Origin of the sequence: Streptomyces sp. NPDC058812 (genome assembly GCF_042744565.1) — a bacterium.
Taxonomy (GTDB): domain Bacteria; phylum Actinomycetota; class Actinomycetes; order Streptomycetales; family Streptomycetaceae; genus Streptomyces; species Streptomyces thinghirensis.
Genome location: NZ_JBHYOB010000004.1, coordinates 1 through 15305, shown reverse-complemented (window position 1 = coordinate 15305; position 15305 = coordinate 1). Strand labels below are relative to the sequence as shown.

17 protein-coding genes are annotated in these 15305 nt (G+C 72.0%); 10 read left to right on the top strand and 7 right to left on the bottom strand.

Annotation, left to right across the window (positions count from 1 at the left end; translation table 11 throughout):
* Positions 1 to 27 precede the first annotated feature (27 nt).
* From ACFW48_RS09580 to ACFW48_RS09555, 6 genes are all read right to left on the bottom strand, one after another.
* Positions 28 to 660: a Uma2 family endonuclease gene (locus tag ACFW48_RS09580; protein ID WP_386312145.1), complete on the bottom strand. Its 633-nt coding sequence runs from the start codon at positions 658 to 660 to the stop codon at positions 28 to 30.
* A gap of 165 nt (positions 661 to 825) precedes the next feature.
* Positions 826 to 1599: a succinate dehydrogenase iron-sulfur subunit gene (locus ACFW48_RS09575; RefSeq protein WP_386312142.1), complete on the bottom strand. Its 774-nt coding sequence runs from the start codon at positions 1597 to 1599 to the stop codon at positions 826 to 828.
* Positions 1599 to 3353: a succinate dehydrogenase flavoprotein subunit gene (gene sdhA / locus ACFW48_RS09570; protein ID WP_386312140.1), complete on the bottom strand. Its 1755-nt coding sequence runs from the start codon at positions 3351 to 3353 to the stop codon at positions 1599 to 1601. The genes ACFW48_RS09575 and sdhA overlap by 1 nt, the downstream gene beginning before the upstream one ends.
* 19 nt (positions 3354 to 3372) lie before the next feature.
* Entirely contained in the window at positions 3373 to 3861 is a 489-nt protein-coding gene (locus ACFW48_RS09565) for a succinate dehydrogenase hydrophobic membrane anchor subunit (RefSeq protein ID WP_121748811.1), read from the bottom strand.
* A 5-nt stretch (positions 3862 to 3866) separates the two neighbouring features.
* Positions 3867 to 4247, bottom strand: coding sequence for a succinate dehydrogenase, cytochrome b556 subunit (gene sdhC, locus ACFW48_RS09560; protein ID WP_121748812.1), 381 nt, complete (start codon positions 4245 to 4247; stop codon positions 3867 to 3869).
* Positions 4248 to 4428: 181 nt separating this feature from the next.
* Positions 4429 to 5001, bottom strand: coding sequence for a 2-oxo-4-hydroxy-4-carboxy-5-ureidoimidazoline decarboxylase (locus tag ACFW48_RS09555; RefSeq protein ID WP_386312136.1), 573 nt, complete (start codon positions 4999 to 5001; stop codon positions 4429 to 4431).
* A 212-nt stretch (positions 5002 to 5213) separates the two neighbouring features.
* Here ACFW48_RS09555 and ACFW48_RS09550 point away from each other — a divergent pair, with 212 nt between their 5' ends.
* From ACFW48_RS09550 to ACFW48_RS09510, 9 genes are all read left to right on the top strand, one after another.
* Positions 5214 to 6830 (top strand): glycoside hydrolase family 20 protein, encoded by a 1617-nt coding sequence (locus ACFW48_RS09550; RefSeq protein WP_386312133.1) that lies wholly within the window; start codon positions 5214 to 5216, stop codon positions 6828 to 6830.
* A gap of 110 nt (positions 6831 to 6940) precedes the next feature.
* Complete coding sequence (locus ACFW48_RS09545; protein WP_386312130.1) at positions 6941 to 7546, top strand: hypothetical protein; 606 nt, start codon at positions 6941 to 6943, stop codon at positions 7544 to 7546.
* A gap of 87 nt (positions 7547 to 7633) precedes the next feature.
* Positions 7634 to 8209 (top strand): hypothetical protein, encoded by a 576-nt coding sequence (locus tag ACFW48_RS09540; RefSeq protein WP_386312128.1) that lies wholly within the window; start codon positions 7634 to 7636, stop codon positions 8207 to 8209.
* A gap of 178 nt (positions 8210 to 8387) precedes the next feature.
* The gene (locus ACFW48_RS09535) at positions 8388 to 8774 is read left to right on the top strand and encodes a hypothetical protein (RefSeq protein WP_386313038.1); all 387 of its coding nucleotides are present in this window, start codon (positions 8388 to 8390) and stop codon (positions 8772 to 8774) included.
* Positions 8775 to 8964: 190 nt separating this feature from the next.
* Positions 8965 to 9366 (top strand): hypothetical protein, encoded by a 402-nt coding sequence (locus ACFW48_RS09530; protein ID WP_386313036.1) that lies wholly within the window; start codon positions 8965 to 8967, stop codon positions 9364 to 9366.
* A gap of 109 nt (positions 9367 to 9475) precedes the next feature.
* Entirely contained in the window at positions 9476 to 10093 is a 618-nt protein-coding gene (locus ACFW48_RS09525) for an RNA polymerase sigma factor (protein WP_386312125.1), read from the top strand.
* Positions 10090 to 10941, top strand: coding sequence for a hypothetical protein (locus ACFW48_RS09520; RefSeq protein WP_386312122.1), 852 nt, complete (start codon positions 10090 to 10092; stop codon positions 10939 to 10941). Before ACFW48_RS09525 ends, ACFW48_RS09520 begins: the two co-directional genes overlap by 4 nt.
* A gap of 366 nt (positions 10942 to 11307) precedes the next feature.
* Positions 11308 to 11970 (top strand): RNA polymerase sigma factor, encoded by a 663-nt coding sequence (locus tag ACFW48_RS09515; RefSeq protein ID WP_310875771.1) that lies wholly within the window; start codon positions 11308 to 11310, stop codon positions 11968 to 11970.
* Positions 11970 to 13181 (top strand): hypothetical protein, encoded by a 1212-nt coding sequence (locus ACFW48_RS09510; RefSeq protein WP_386312119.1) that lies wholly within the window; start codon positions 11970 to 11972, stop codon positions 13179 to 13181. Before ACFW48_RS09515 ends, ACFW48_RS09510 begins: the two co-directional genes overlap by 1 nt.
* Positions 13182 to 13350: 169 nt before the next feature.
* Here ACFW48_RS09510 and ACFW48_RS09505 read toward each other — a convergent pair whose 3' ends face one another.
* Positions 13351 to 14214: a L,D-transpeptidase family protein gene (locus tag ACFW48_RS09505; protein WP_386312118.1), complete on the bottom strand. Its 864-nt coding sequence runs from the start codon at positions 14212 to 14214 to the stop codon at positions 13351 to 13353.
* A 252-nt stretch (positions 14215 to 14466) separates the two neighbouring features.
* Here ACFW48_RS09505 and ACFW48_RS09500 point away from each other — a divergent pair.
* The coding region (locus ACFW48_RS09500; RefSeq protein ID WP_386312115.1) for a methylmalonyl-CoA mutase family protein at positions 14467 to 15305 on the top strand (839 nt) is incomplete at its 3' end.

The window sequence follows — 15305 nt, the reverse complement described above, 5'->3', positions numbered from 1 at the left end:
TCGATCATCGCCCGGAACGGCTGATTGTCAGTCCTGGTCGGGTGCCGGCTTACGCCGTCCGGCGGCAAGGATCGCATCGACGTCCAGCGTGACCTTGGCGCCGAGGGAGTCGGGGAGGGCGACCGACTCGCCGGGCGAGTGGACGCGGTGGCTGGCGTAGTCGCCCCCGTCCGGGTCGGTGAGGACGTGGAGGCGCTGGTGCTTGCGGTCGACGACGACGTAGACGGGGACCTTGGCGGCGGCGTAGGCGGCGACCTTCGTCCGCAGGTCGTTCTTCCAGTTGCCGGAGGTGACCTCCAGGACCAGCCGGAAGCAGACGGGGTCGTAGGCGTTGTTCTCGACGAGGTGCTCGTCGACGTCCGCGTCCACCACCGCGAGGTCGGGGATGGCGTAGTCCTCCGCCTCGGTGGGCAGCCAGAGGCCGACGCCTTGCAGAACCTCGGTTTCGCCGTCGTCCAGCCCTGCGGCGATGAACGGCCGCATGAGCTTGGTCAATGCGCGGGCGTGCGGGGCATCCGGGGACGGAGTCACGAGGAGATTCCCTCCGATGATCTCGACGCGGTAGCCCGGATGGCGCTCCATGATCTCGTCGGCGATGGTCGTCAGAGTGACCGGCTCGTCGTCGTGATCGAAGGGCTGCTCGACGGATGCAGCGGACATCACGTGCCTCCCGAGGGCTGGTGTCGAGACCATCATCCTAGGACGGAGACCGCCCGCGCGGCCCTCGTAGCACCCTCCACCCCATCGTGTGGCATATGCCAGAGGGCCCCGTCTCCAGCGGAGACGGGGCCCTCACGGACGTACGGCGTCATGCGCCGACGGACGTCAGAAGCGGCGCGTGATCAGCGCCCGCTTCACCTCCGCGATCGCCTTGGTGACCTCGATACCGCGCGGGCAGGCGTCCGTGCAGTTGAAGGTCGTGCGGCAGCGCCAGACGCCGTCGCGGTCGTTGAGGATCTCCAGCCGCTGCTCGCCGGCCTCGTCACGCGAGTCGAAGATGAAGCGGTGGGCGTTGACGATGGCCGCCGGGCCGAAGTACTGCCCGTCGTTCCAGAACACCGGGCACGAGGACGTGCAGGCGGCGCACAGGATGCACTTCGTCGTGTCGTCGAAGCGCTCGCGGTCCTCGGCCGTCTGGAGGCGCTCACGCGTCGGCTCGTTGGTGTCCTTCGTGATCAGGAAGGGCATCACGTCCCGGTACGCCTGGAAGAACGGCTCCATGTCGACGACCAGATCCTTGAGGACCGTCAGGCCCTTGATGGCCTCGACCGTGATCGGCTTCTCGGGGCTGATGTCCTTGATCAGCGTCTTGCAGGCAAGGCGGTTCTTGCCGTTGATCCGCATGGCGTCGGAACCGCAGATGCCGTGCGCGCAGGAACGGCGGAAGGTGAGGCTTCCGTCCAGGTCCCACTTGATCTTGTGCAGCGCGTCGAGGACACGCTCCTTCGGGTCGATCTCCAGCTGGAAGTCTTCCCAGGTCGCCTCGGCCGAGACCTCCGGGTTGAACCGGCGGACGCGGAAGGTGACCGTGATGTACGGGGAGTCGGCGAAGCCGGGCTCGGGGGCCGAGTCGCTCTTCTCCATGACAGGGGTAGCCATCAGTACTTACGCTCCATCGGCTGGTAGCGGGTCTGGACGACCGGCTTGTAGTCGAGCCGGATGGACTCGGTGCCGTCGTCGCCCACCTCGCGGTACGCCATGGTGTGGCGCATGAAGTTGACGTCGTCGCGGTTGGGGAAGTCCTCGCGGTAGTGACCGCCGCGCGACTCCTTGCGGGCGAGCGCGGACACCGCCATGACCTCGGCCAGGTCGAGCAGGTTGCCCAGCTCGACGGCCTCCAGCAGGTCGGTGTTGAACCGCTTGCCCTTGTCCTGGATCGCCACGTTCTTGTAGCGGGCGCGCAGCTCGGCGAGCTTCTCGACGGCCGTCTTGATCGTCTGCTCGGTGCGGAACACCATGACGTTGGCGTCCATGGTCTCCTGCAGCTCGCGGCGGAGCGTCGACACCCGCTCGGTGCCGGTGGAGGAGCGCAGCCGCTCGATCTGCTCGAGGACCAGGGACTCGGGGTTCTCCGGCAGCTCCACGAAATCCGCCTTCTGCGCGTACTCCGCGGCGGCGATGCCGGCCCGCTTGCCGAAGACGTTGATGTCCAGCAGCGAGTTGGTGCCCAGGCGGTTGGCGCCGTGCACGGACACGCAGGCCACCTCGCCGGCCGCGTACAGGCCCGGCACGACGGTGGTGTTGTCCATGAGGACCTCACCCTCGACGTTGGTCGGGATGCCGCCCATCGCGTAGTGCGCCGTCGGCTGGATCGGGATCGGGTCCGTGTAGGGCTCGATGCCGAGGTAGGTCCGCGCGAACTCCGTGATGTCGGGCAGCTTGGCGTCCAGCTGCTCCGGCGGGAGGTGGGTGAGGTCCAGGTAGACGTGGTCGCCCTCGGGGCCGCAGCCGCGGCCCTCGCGGATCTCCGTGTAGATGGAGCGGGAGACGACGTCACGCGAGGCGAGGTCCTTCATGACCGGCGCGTACTTCTCCATGAAGCGCTCGCCGTCCTTGTTGCGGAGGATGCCGCCCTCACCGCGGGCGCCCTCCGTCAGCAGGATGCCCATGCGCCAGATGCCGGTCGGGTGGAACTGGAAGAACTCCATGTCCTCCAGCGGCAGCCCGCGCCGGTACACGGCCGCCTGGCCGTCACCGGTCAGCGTGTGCGCGTTGGACGTCACCTTGAAGAACTTGCCGGTGCCGCCGGAGGCGTAGATCACGGACTTCGCCTGGAAGACGTGGATCTCACCGGTCGCCAGCTCGTAGGCGACCACACCGGCCGACTTCTTGACGCCGTCGACCTCGGTGATCAGCTGGTCCAGGACGTAGAACTCGTTGAAGAACTCCACGCCCTCCTTGACGCAGTTCTGGTACAGCGTCTGGAGGATCATGTGACCGGTGCGGTCGGCCGCGTAGCAGGAGCGGCGGACCGGGGCCTCGCCGTGGTTGCGGCTGTGACCGCCGAAGCGGCGCTGGTCGATGGTGCCGTTCGGCGTCCGGTTGAACGGCAGGCCCATCTTCTCCAGGTCGAGGACCGAGTCGATGGCCTCCTTCGCCAGGATCTCGGCGGCGTCCTGGTCGACCAGGTAGTCACCGCCCTTGACCGTGTCGAAGGTGTGCCACTCCCAGTTGTCCTCCTCCACGTTGGCGAGCGCGGCGGCCATGCCGCCCTGCGCGGCGCCCGTGTGGGAGCGGGTGGGGTAGAGCTTCGTCAGGACGGCGGTGCGGCTGCGCTTCGTCGACTCGATGGCCGCGCGCATGCCGGCGCCACCGGCGCCGACGATGACGGTGTCGTACTTGTGTACCTTCATGATTTTCGCAGCCCCGTGCCTAGCGGATGTTCGGGTCGAAGGTGAAGATCACCAGCGTGCCCAGCAGGATGGTGAACACCGTGGCGGTGTAGAGCAGGCCCTTGAGCCACAGCCGGGTGTTAGGGCGCTCCGCGTAGTCGTTGATGACCGTGCGCAGGCCGTTCGCGCCGTGCAGCATCGCCAGCCACAGCATCAGCAGGTCCCAGACCTGCCAGAACGGCGAGGCCCAGCGGCCGGCCACGAAGGCGAAGCCGATCTTCGAGACGCCGCCGTCCAGCACCAGCTGGATGAGCAGGTGCCCGATGACCAGGACGACCAGCACCACGCCGGACAGGCGCATGAAGAGCCAGGCGGCCATCTCGAAGTTGCCGCGCGTGGACTTCGGGGACTTCTTGGTCCGCTTGCGGGGCGGCTCGATCAGCGGCGCCGGGTTGTCCACGGTGTAGGCGGAGGCGCCCGCGCCCTCGACGGGGCCGATACCGGAGGCGGTGGTTTCAGTGGTGGACATCTGCGTCAGCTCCCGAACACTTCACGAGCGGCGTGGCCGAGGACGGGGTAGATCGCCCCGATCATCAGCACGACCCACAGACCGACGACGGTCCAGAGCATCTGCTTCTGGTAGCGGGCGCCCTTGATCCAGAAGTCGACCGCGATGACGCGCAGGCCGTTGAGCGCGTGGAACAGGATGGCGGCCACGAGGCCGTACTCCAGCAGCGCGACGATCGGGGACTTGTACGTGGCCACGACGGTGTCGTAGGCCTCGGGGGACACACGGACGAGAGCGGTGTCCAGCACGTGGACGAACAGGAAGAAGAAGATGAGGACGCCGGTGACTCGGTGAGCCACCCAGGACCACATTCCTTCCCGGCCGCGGTACAGCGTTCCAGCCGGCACGGAAGTTTCCTCCGGGAGCGGGGATTGGGGCCGCGCCGGCTTTCCTTGTCGGTCGGGCCCGGCCGGGTACGGTCCACCGGCCCCCAGCATCGTAGCGACGGTTGCCTGCGGCGCTTACGGGGGGCCTGGTTGTGTGATCAAAGTTGCACTCAAAGGAGCAGTGGGGTGGGCGCGGGGCGGCCTAGGGGGTGGGGGTTTGGGTGGTTTGCCGGGTGCGGGCCGTCGGTGGCTGGTCGCGCAGTTCCCCGCGCCCCTGGAGGACGTCGGTCAACCTGTTCCTTGCCAGGCGCCGGAGTTCCTCCGCCGCGACTGCGCGTTCCTCGTCAGGATCGTTTGCCAATCGTGACCGGATGTCCGCGAGGGCGTGGTCCAGGGCCTCGTTCGCGGGGAGGCCGTTCAGGCAGAGGACGAACGCGTGTCCGAAACGGCGCTCGTAGGCCGCGGTCGCCGCGCTCAGGGCCGTGTGGGCCGCCGCGTACGTGTCCTCCGGCAGGGGAGGCAGCACCTCCGTCGCCAGGGCCGCCGTCAGGTCGTCCGGGGAGAGGTCGTACGCCGCCTCGTCCGCCGCGGCCAGCAGGGACGGCAGGTCCGGATAGGGGCGGTGGGAGGCGAGGCGGTGGGCCCAGTGGTGGCTGTTCAGGCAGGTCAGGAGCGTGCGGAGGGCCTCATCGGCGGACGCGGCGTTGAAGCGCGCCAGAGCGGAGGCCGTTACCGGTGTGGCGCGGGTGGTTTGCGCCGGTACCGGTATGGCCACTCGGGCGGGGAGGTCTGGGAGACGGTGCGCAGGCAACGTGGGTCCTCGTGGGCGTCACGTGTGTGTCGGCAGGGGATTGTGCAAAAGATGTGGCGTCACGTTATCGAGTGACGGCATCGCGTGTCCGTCCAGTGCCCGAATTTCACCCGAACGGGAGAGTTTCAGAACATGTGGTGGACGCAGGGTGGAGCTCACGACCGTAGGTTGGCGCCGTGAGCCAGCACGGACGCCGGACGCCGGCGAACCAGGTGAGGCAGCGGGCCGTGATCGCCGGTGCGGTGGTCGCCGCGCTCGGCGTGGGAGTCGGCCTGTGGGTCACCGACGGTGAGGGTGACGGCGGGCCCGCGGGCTCGGCCGCGCGGACCTCTCCGGAGGCGGCCGCGCCCAGCCCCAGCCGCTCCTACGCGCTGTCGAAGGAGCCGCGCACCATACCCGCCGTACGCGAACACACCGCGGCCCGCGGCCCCGGCTGGCAGCCGGAGAAGGCCCACCGCGTCGTCGTCGCCGACGCCGGGCTCGCCGACGAGGGGCGCCTGATAGCCGGCGAGCTGGGGCTGACGTACGCGGGGGAGAAGGACGACGAGCGCGCCGGGGACGTGCTGCTGGACGTCAAGGAGGACAAGGGCGCGGACTCCGAGTCGTACACCATGACCGTGCGCGACGGCCGCGTCACCGTCACCGGGCCGGCCGAGGCCGGCGTCTACTACGGCACCCGCACCCTGAAGCAGGCGGTGGACGGCGGCGGCACCGCGCCGGAGGGCGTCGTGAAGGACGAGCCGGCCAAACCGCGGCGCGGCTTCAGCCTCGACATCGCGCGCAAGCACTACGACGCCGACTGGATCAAGGACCGGATACGCGAGCTGGGCGACCTGAAGTTCAACGAGCTGGGCCTGCACTTCTCCGACGACCAGGCCTTCCGCATCGAGTCCGACTCGCACCCCGAGATCGTCTCCGACGACCACCTGACCAAGGCCGAGGTCAAGGAGATCATCGACCTCGCCGCGTCCCGGCACATCACCGTCGTCCCCGAGATCGACTCGCCCGGACACCTGGGCGCCGTGATCGCCGCCCACCCCGACCTCCAGCTGCGCAACGCGCAGGGCACGCCGACGCGCGGCGCGATCGACATCTCCAAGCCGGAGGCCGCCGAGATCGTCGACGACCTGCTGAACGAGTACGCGGACCTCTTCCCCGGATCGCAGTTCCACCTGGGCGCCGACGAGTACCAGGCGCTCGTGGTGTCCGACCCCGAGGCGTCCTACCCGGACCTGGCCGCCGCGGCCCGCGAGGCCTACGGCTCCGGCGCCACCGTCGCCGACCTCACCACCGGCTGGCTCAACGGCCGCGCCAAGACGGTCATGGCGCACGACCGCACGCCGCGCGCCTGGAACGACGGCTTCTTCGAGGACACGTCCGTCGAGCCCCTGAAGGAGATCAAGGTCGCCTACTGGACCGGCAAGGAGATCGGCGCCCGTCAGCCGACCGAGTACCTGAGCGAGGGCCGCCAGGTCCTCAACTACAACGACGAGTTCCTCTACTACGTGCTCGGCGAGCCGCAGACCTTCGTCTACCCGACCGGCGAGCGCATCTACGAGCAGTGGACCCCGCGCGTGATCCGGGGCACGTCGCCGGTCGACGCCAAGTACGACGACCAGATACTCGGCGGCAGCTTCGCGGTCTGGGGCGACATCCCCAGCGCCCAGACGCAGGCGCAGGTCGCCGAGGGCATCCGGCTCCCGCTGGCGGCGACGGTCCAGAAGCTGTGGGACCCGGACAAGCCCGAGCTGTCCTGGGCCGACTTCAGGTCGCTGGCGAACCGGCTCGACTGATCCCGCACGCCCCCCGGGCACCGAGCGGATTGTCCGATACGGCTGCGAACTCCCGTACGGCTGTGGTGGTCTTTTGGCGAGCCGAACCGACACGCCGGGGGGACCGGGACATGGGCTACTGGGGGTATTTCGTCGTGGGCCGCGCCGAGCGGCCGCTCGCGGAGCTGGACGCGCTGCCGGGCGCCGCGGACATGACCCTGCGCCTGTCCACGCCGGACGGCTGGCAGGTGTGGGAGTTCCCGGGCGGTGACGGGGACGTCGGGAACATGAACGACCTGGCCGGGCAGACCGGCGCGCCCGCGCTGTTCGGGTACGTCATGGACAGCGACTGCGTGGTCGTGGAGGCGGCGGCGCCCGAGAGCGGGGCGTGGACGACGTGCCTGGCGCGGTCCGCGATGGCCGGGTACCTCGGCGCGGAGAAGGAGGGGCTCACCCTGGAGGACTACTTCCTGGAGCCCCGCGACGCCGCCGAGCGTGCCGTGGCCTGGGCCGCGGAGGCCGGGCGCACGGCGAGCGCCGGGGAGTTGGCGGAGGTGCTGTCGGCCGACCCCGGCCTCGGCGACGGCGCCGGCCCCTGGCCCGGTACCGACGCCGGGTCCGATCCCGAAGCCGTCGCCGAGGCCGGCTCCGGTCCCGACGGTGTCGCCGAGGCCGGTCCGGTGGCTGAAAACCTCTTCTTCCGGTTCCTCGACCGGCTCGGCGTGGTGCCGCTGTGACACTCCCGGGCCGTCGCACGCAGTAAGGGGAAGTGCGGGCTCCGTGGTGGTGAGCGGGCCGAGGCGGTAGGAACAGGGAGGCACCGGATGAGCCTGGTGGAACTGATCGCGCGGGCCGACGCACGCGGACTCGCCGGGAGCGGACTGGCTTGTTTGGATCGCTGCGTTCCCCTGCTGGACGGCGGCGACGAGGTCCTCAGACCCCTGTGGGCGACCCTCGCCGGCGACGCCGGCGACGGGCCCGACTGGGCGCGGGGGCTGGCGCGGGTGCGCGACAAGCTCGCCGGTCCCGACGCCGACGGCGAGGACGAGGCCGTGCTCCTGGCCCGCCGGATGCTGGCCGCGGCGCCGGCCGAGTGCTCCGGCGCCGCGGTCCGGGCGTGGGCCGACGCCTGCTCCGTCGCCTCGCTCCGCATCCACCGGCTCCTCGACCCCGCGACGGACACCGCCACCGAGACCGACGTCCGCGGGGAGGACCGCGCTCAGGACCGCACGGAGGGGCTGTCACCCCTCGTCGTCGCCGAACTGCGCCGCCAGGTCACCGTCCTCGAAGTGCTCGCCGGCCACGGCCCGGCCGGGCTGCGCCGGGCCCTGGAGGTCTCCACGGAGGGGCGCCGGGTGCTGCGTGCGGTGGTGTCCCGCCGGGCGCGCGGACGGGGCTGACCACAGGGCGTGCCACCGGGCCCGCCTGTGACCGTCCTGCGGGGAACACGCGGCGGCGGTGCGGCGGACGTGGTGGAGGTGGGGCGGTCCTGCGCCGGTTGCGGAACGGCCGGGGTACGCGTGTGACGAAACTCCGTCCGGCGGCGCTCTAGCGGTTGTGACGACTGTGACCAGCGGATTGACGACCCAGCAGGAAAACCGGCCGTCGGCCGCCGCGAAACCGGTGCGGTGGGCGGCGGACGCGGTGGCCACGATGCGCGAGGGCGCCCGGCTGCGCCTGGACTACTCGGCGCAGAGCCTGTGGCGCGTCGATCGCATGATCGACGGCATCCGGTGCGAGGGAGCACCGTACGCCGCGGTGGAGAGCGCACTGCGCGGACTCGGCGCCTACGCCGGTGAGGTGATCGTGCGTCAGACCGGTGGCGAATGGTGGGCGAGCGGCGGCGACCACTGGGTCCGCACGCCCGACGGCCGGCTGTGGGACCCGATCGACGAGGCCCGCCGTTGCTTCGCCGGCGACGGATCGCTCCGGCTGCTGTGCCGGGACGCGGCGACGGTCGGGTGAGGGACCGGCCGGCAACCGTACAGAAACGGTTCTCCGGCCGCGGACGTGTGACGCCCGGGGCACCCGGCCCGCTGGATCAGCGGGGGAGCCGGGCCGTGGGTGCCGGCCTCCCGTCGCCGAGCGAAGGGGTGGGGTGGTCCGGGTGGAGCAGCGGGGCGAGGTGGGCGGCGGCATGCCGCGTGCCCGCGAGATGCGGGCCTGCGCGACGGCGTTCGTCGGCCGTGTCGCGGTCGGCGGCCGGCTGCCGCTGGACTACTCCCCGGCCAGCCTGCGCATCGTCGACTTCCTGGTCGACGGGCTGCGCAAGGGAGGCGCCGACCACGAGCGGGCGCGCGGCACGCTGCTCGGCCTGGGTGCCTACGTCGGTGAGGTGCTCGTGCGCCGGGCGGGCGCGGTGTGGACGGACTTCGACCCGGACCAGCGGGCGTACTTCGGGCAGCCGGTCGGCGTACGGATGCCGGACGGGCGCGTCTGGAACCCGCTGGGCAGGGTGCACAACCGCCTGGCGGGCGGCGGCCCCGAAGAGTCGCTGCACACCTTCTACCTGACGCTGCACGGCCGGGCCCGGCGCGTGCGGCCCGCCGTGCGGTGAGGGGCGTCCGGTCCGATCCCTGTGACACTTCCGTGCGCGCCGACGCTGATGACCGTGGGGGCGGGCTCGGTCGAGCGCGCGGAGAACTCGGTACGGACGAGGACGGTTCTTGGGCCAGCGAGGGGAAGCCCGCCGCGTACAGGCGTACGACGGGGAACTGGGCGCGGCCGTCGCGCGGGCCCAGGAAGGTGACGAGGCCGCCTTCGCGGTCGCCTACCGGCTGGTGCAGCCCGGCCTGCTGGGCTACCTGCGCGGACTCGTCGGGGACGACGCCGAGGACGTCGCGGCGGACGCGTGGCTGGAGATAGCGCGCGATCTGCGGCGCTTCAAGGGCGACGGGGCCGGCTTCCGGGGCTGGACGGCGACGATCGCCCGGCACCGGGGGCTGGACCACCTGCGCCGCCAGAAGGTACGGCCCAGACCGACGGCGCTGGAACAGGACGTCCTGGACCTGCCCGGCCCGCACTCCACGCACGACCAGGCCCTGGAGACGCTGTCCACCGAGGCGGCCCTGGCCCTGGTCTCGGGACTGCCGCGCGACCAGGCCGAGGCCGTGCTGCTGCGGGTCGTCGTCGGCCTCGACGGACCGTCCGCCGCGCGTGTCCTCGGCAAGCGGCCGGGCGCGGTGCGCACGTCGACGTATCGGGGGCTGAAGCGGCTGGCACGGCAACTGGGCGTCGACGGTGTGACGGAAGACGCGCCCAGGACGCTGGGGGAGTCGACATGACGGGCACCGACGGCGGCGCCACGGCGGACCGAGCGGGAACGGAGGCGGACATGGGTGCGCGGCACGGCGAAGGCGACGACAACGGCCACCGCGTCGGCCCCCGGCCCGCCCGCCACGAGACCCCCGGGGTGGAGGGGCTGCTCGCCGCGGCGCTGCGGGGGGAGCACGTCGACGCGGAGGGCGAGCGGCGGGCCGTGGCCGCGTTCCGGGCCGCCCTGGACGCGGAGCCGGGCCGGGCCGCGCGCACCCGCCGGCGGGACGACTGGCGGCCCCTTGAGCGGCGGCGCGCGGGACGGACGCTGAAGACCGCGTTCTCCGTGCTGCTGGCGAGCCTCACCCTGGGCGGCGTCGCCTACGCGGCGATCGGCGGGGCCGGTTCCGCCACGGACACCGCCCGGCCGGAACGCACTCGCCCGTCCCTCGCCACGGACGGCCCCGCGGTCCGCCCGGTCCCCGCCCCCAGCCCCGCCACCACCAAGCCTCCCGGCGCCTCGGCACGGCCGGACCGTCCGGCCACCGCCCGGGAGACCGAGGCCCACTGCCGTGCCTACGAACGGCTGGAGGGCCGGGGTCAGGCCCTGGACGCCACGGCCTGGCAGCGGCTGGTCGCGGCGGCGGGCGGCGAGGAGCACGTCGCGGCCCACTGCGCCGAGCAGCAGCCCCGGCAGGCCCGACCGAGCGCCGCGACCGACGGTAACAAGCCGAGCAGGGCGGCCGACCCGGCCCCGCAGGAACGGTCGAACGGCAACCCGAACGGCAACGCCAACAGCGGCGGCAACGGCAGCGGCGAGGGCGGGAGCGCGGAACGGGCGGAGCCGGCGGACCGGGCTCCCGGCAAGGACAAGTAGCCTCGCACCAGGGGCGATCGCGGCGGCCAAGGCAACGGCCGGGGCCGCCACCCCCCACAGGAGAGGCCCCGGCCGTCGCGCGGCACGGGCCGCGCGGCGGCCCGTACTCCCTACAGCGCCGGGACTGCGTTTTCTGTCACACCCCACCGCGTCACGGCTTAGTTGCAGCTTGTACGGCAATGGGATGGGGACATGGACGAGCGGCGGTTTCAAGACGTAACGTGCCATTCGCGCCGACCAGCGGGGGCCTTCCCTCCCGCATCACGTGAGCGGTAGGCCACCGCAACCATCGATTGAGAAACCACGACGGCGAGTACCCGGCCCGCGAGAGCGGCGCCGGCTCAGGCGCAAGGAGAGGCGCGTTCGGTGCTGGGGGACGACGCGGAGCTGACCGCCGCGGTACGTGCGGCCCAGGGCGGGGACGAGACCGCGTTCCGGACTGTGTACCGCGCCGTGCATCCACGACTGCTGGGGTACGTGCGGACACTGGTCGGCGATCCGGACGCGGAGGACGTGGCGTCCGAGGCCTGGCTGCAGATCGCCCGTGACCTGGAACGGTTCGACGGCGACGCCGACCGGTTCCGCGGCTGGGCCGCCCGTATCGCCCGCAACCGCGCCCTGGACCACATCCGCATGCGCGGTCGCCGCCCCGCGATCGGCGGCGACGAGACGGAGCTGACCGGCAAGCCCGCCGAGTCGGACACCGCGGGCGAGGCCATGGAGGCCCTGGCCACCGACAGCACCCTCTCCCTCATCGCCCGCCTGCCCCAGGACCAGGCCGAGGCCGTCGTCCTGCGCGTGGTGGTGGGCCTGGACGCCAAGAGCGCCGCCGAGACGCTGGGCAAACGGCCCGGCGCCGTCCGCACGGCGGCGCACCGCGGCCTGAAGCGCCTGGCCGAACTGCTCGGCGGCGATCCGGAATCGGGCGGCGGGCTCGACGCCCTGCCGCCCCAGCGAGAACCGCGCGGCCGTGCGGTGACGTCCGCGAGTGTGACGCATACGCGTGCGCGGACGCAGAAGGACATGTGATGGCCGACGAGCAGGACAGGTGGCTGGACCGCGAAACGGCGGAACTCTTGCTGCGCGGAGAGTCACTGGAGGCTGTCGACCCCGCGGCCCGCGACCGGGCCCGACGGCTCGCCGAGGCCCTGGGCGCGCTCACCGCCCCGCCCGTGCCGACCAGCGAGGAACTCCCCGGCGAGGCCGCCGCGCTGGCCGCCTTCCGCAAGGTGCGCGCCGACCGGGCCGACGCGCCGGAGGGGGCGTCGGCCGCCCTCGGGCACGGCACCGCGACGCCGCCCTCCGATGCCGGACTGGTCCGTATCGGCCCGCGCGGCGACGGTACCCGGCGCCCCCGCCGGCACCGTCCACTGCGCCTCGGGCTGGCCGCCGCGCTGACCGTCGGCATGATCGGCGGGGCGGCGGTGGCCGCGGGAACCGGAGTCCTGCCGACGCCGTTCGACGGCACCCGGCCGGACCCCGCCGCCACCGTCTCGGCCGCCGCGTCCCCCGACCGGCCGCTCGCCTCGCCCTCGCCGCTGGACGGCGTGCAGGGCGGGTCGGCGCCGGGCAGCCCCACGCCCGGCGCGCCGGACCGGGGCAGCGCGGGGGACGGCACGGACGGCGGTGGTACGGCCGAGGACACCGACGCCGACGGCCGGGCATCCGGCGGCGCGCGGACCGGCCTCGCCGCGTCCTGCCGCGACGTACGCGCCGGCAAGGGACTCGACGGCGCCCGACGGCGCGCCCTGAAGGAGGCGGCCGGAGGTTCGTCGCGGGTCGCGAAGTACTGCGGGAACCTCCTCGCCGGGACTGACAGCGCCGCCCAGGACCGCAGCGGTGCCAGGGAAGGCGGCAGGGACTCCGACGAGTCCGCGGAGGGGCCCGGGGACCGGGAGACCAGGAGGGGCTCCGGCGACAAGAACGAAAAGAACGACAAGAACGGCAAAGGCGGCGAGGAGGGTAAGGGCGGTAAGGGTGGTGAAGGCGGTGAAGGCGGTGAAGGCGGTGAAGGCGGAAAGAAGGGCGGCGGTGACGAGGGCGACAAGGGTGATGACGACGACGGCCACCACATAGCCCCGCCCGCCGGGCAGCACCTCGGCCCGCACGCCCCCTCGGCCTTCGCGCCCCTGCCGCAGCAGCGGCCGGCGTATCCGCCGCACACGTCGCCCACCGTCGGTGACCACCCCCCTGACCTGCACTTTCCCGGGGTGGCAGGAATTTCCTCACCCGGGGTGTGACACTTTCGGCCGCCGTGGCGCAGTAATGAGTGAGCCGACTGGTCATCGGCTTTCGCACCGAGCCGGGGTTCCCCCCGTACCTACGGCTCGTGCACCTCGGCGCGGGCGGGACACGTTCCCCCGGTCCCGCCCGCGCCCCATCCACCGCCCCCGGCGGAGTCCCACCGCCTCACCGGTACACGACGACCTTGTCGCCGTTCCTCACCTGCGCGTACAGATCCGCGATCGCCGCCTCGTCCCGTACGTTGACGCAGCCGTGCGAGGCACCCGCGTAACCGCGCACGGCGAAGTCGTCCGAGTAGTGCACGGCCTGGCCGCCGCTGAAGAACATCGCGTACGGCATGGCCGAGTCGTAGAGCGTCGAGACGTGGTGGCGGGACTTCCAGTAGACCTGGAACACGCCCTCCCGGGTCGGCGTGTACTGCGAGCCGAAGCGCACCGGCATCGTCGACACGGTCCGTCCGTCGATCATCCAGCGCAGCGTCCGGCTCGACTTGCTGACGCACAGCACCCGGCCGGTCAGGCAGCGCGGATCGGGCGCGGCGGCCGGCTGCCCGCCCATCAGGTACAGCTCCCACTTGCCCGGTTCCCGCGTCATCCCCAGCAGCCGCTGCCAGGTGACGGTGTCGGTCCGGCCCGTCCTGGGCAGGCCGCGCTTGCCCTGGAAGCCGCTCACCGCGTGCTCGGTCAGGTCGTCGTACGTCCCGGTCGGCCCGTCGACGAGCCACTCGACCTGGCGCAGCCGGGCCTGGAGTTCACGGACGTCCCGGCCGGTGTCGCCCGGCCGCCACAGCACCGGGGGTTCGGCACGGGCGGCCGGCGCAGTCGCCGGCCGGTCGCCGGCCGGCGTGCTCTTGGGCTTGCTGGGCCTACTCGGCTCCTTCGGCGGGGCTCCGGTGACGTCTATGTGCACCGGCGCGCGCCCCGCGCCGTCGGCGCTCGTGCCCTGCACGGTGCAGCCGCCCGCCGCGAGCGCGGCCCCCAGGGCGACGGCGACCGCCCTCCTCATGTTCCCCATGCTCGTCATACGCATCACGGCCCCCCGCCGTCTCACCGTCCCGCACGGACGTCCCCTGAGAGGTTCCCCGCGGATGACGCGCCGTGAACGGCGCGGCATCGTTGTGACCGGGACCGCATCGAGGTTGTGAGCAAGGTCCCAGCGTGCGCCCCTGCACCGGGTGGCGCGTGCGCCGATACAGTCCGTCGAAGGGTCGGTCTGTACTGGCGAGTATCTGACGGGTAGTTCGAGCGGTTCGAACATGTGCTCAGCGGGAGGCAACACACCATGGCGCGCGAGTCTGAGTCCGGACTGCCCATCGAACCGGTCTACGGGCCCGACGCCCAGGCGGGCTGGGACCCGGCCGAGAAGCTGGGCGAGCCCGGGAAGTACCCCTTCACCCGGGGCGTGTACCCGTCCATGTACACCGGCCGGCCGTGGACGATGCGCCAGTACGCCGGTTTCGGCACGGCGACGGAGTCCAACGCCCGCTACAAGCAGCTGATCGCCAACGGCACGATGGGCCTGTCGGTCGCCTTCGACCTGCCGACCCAGATGGGCCACGACTCGGACGCGCCGATCGCGAGCGGTGAGGTCGGCAAGGTCGGCGTGGCGATCGACTCGATCGACGACATGCGGGTGCTGTTCGGCGGGATCCCGCTGGACAAGGTCTCGACGTCGATGACCATCAACGCCCCCGCCTCCCTGCTGCTCCTGCTCTACCAACTCGTCGCCGAGGAGCAGGGCGTCGGCGCCGACCAGCTCACCGGCACGATCCAGAACGACGTGCTGAAGGAGTACATCGCGCGCGGGACGTACATCTTCCCGCCCAAGCCCTCCCTGCGGCTGATCGCGGACATCTTCAAGTACTGCAAGGCCGAGATCCCGAAGTGGAACACCATCTCGATCTCCGGCTACCACATGGCCGAGGCCGGTGCCTCGCCCGCGCAGGAGATCGCCTTCACCCTCGCGGACGGCATCGAGTACGTGCGCACGGCGGTCGCGGCCGGCATGGACGTCGACGACTTCGCGCCCCGCCTCTCCTTCTTCTTCGTGGCCCGTACGACGATCCTGGAGGAGGTCGCCAAGTTCCGCGCGGCCCGCCGGATCTGGGCGCGGGTGATGCG

Bases quoted from the DNA above. Each gene is read 5' to 3' on its own strand.
- ACFW48_RS09540 (WP_386312128.1), top strand. From the start codon at position 7,634: ATGAGCCTGGTGGAACTGATCGCGCGGGCCGACGCACGCGGACTCGCC.
- ACFW48_RS09530 (WP_386313036.1), top strand. From the start codon at position 8,965: ATGCGGGCCTGCGCGACGGCGTTCGTCGGCCGTGTCGCGGTCGGCGGC.
- ACFW48_RS09520 (WP_386312122.1), top strand. From the start codon at position 10,090: ATGACGGGCACCGACGGCGGCGCCACGGCGGACCGAGCGGGAACGGAG.
- sdhA (WP_386312140.1), bottom strand. From the start codon at position 3,353: ATGAAGGTACACAAGTACGACACCGTCATCGTCGGCGCCGGTGGCGCC.
- ACFW48_RS09510 (WP_386312119.1), top strand. From the start codon at position 11,970: ATGGCCGACGAGCAGGACAGGTGGCTGGACCGCGAAACGGCGGAACTC.
- ACFW48_RS09505 (WP_386312118.1), bottom strand. From the start codon at position 14,214: ATGCGTATGACGAGCATGGGGAACATGAGGAGGGCGGTCGCCGTCGCC.
- ACFW48_RS09565 (WP_121748811.1), bottom strand. From the start codon at position 3,861: ATGTCCACCACTGAAACCACCGCCTCCGGTATCGGCCCCGTCGAGGGC.
- ACFW48_RS09580 (WP_386312145.1), bottom strand. From the start codon at position 660: ATGTCCGCTGCATCCGTCGAGCAGCCCTTCGATCACGACGACGAGCCG.
- ACFW48_RS09545 (WP_386312130.1), top strand. From the start codon at position 6,941: ATGGGCTACTGGGGGTATTTCGTCGTGGGCCGCGCCGAGCGGCCGCTC.
- ACFW48_RS09575 (WP_386312142.1), bottom strand. From the start codon at position 1,599: ATGGCTACCCCTGTCATGGAGAAGAGCGACTCGGCCCCCGAGCCCGGC.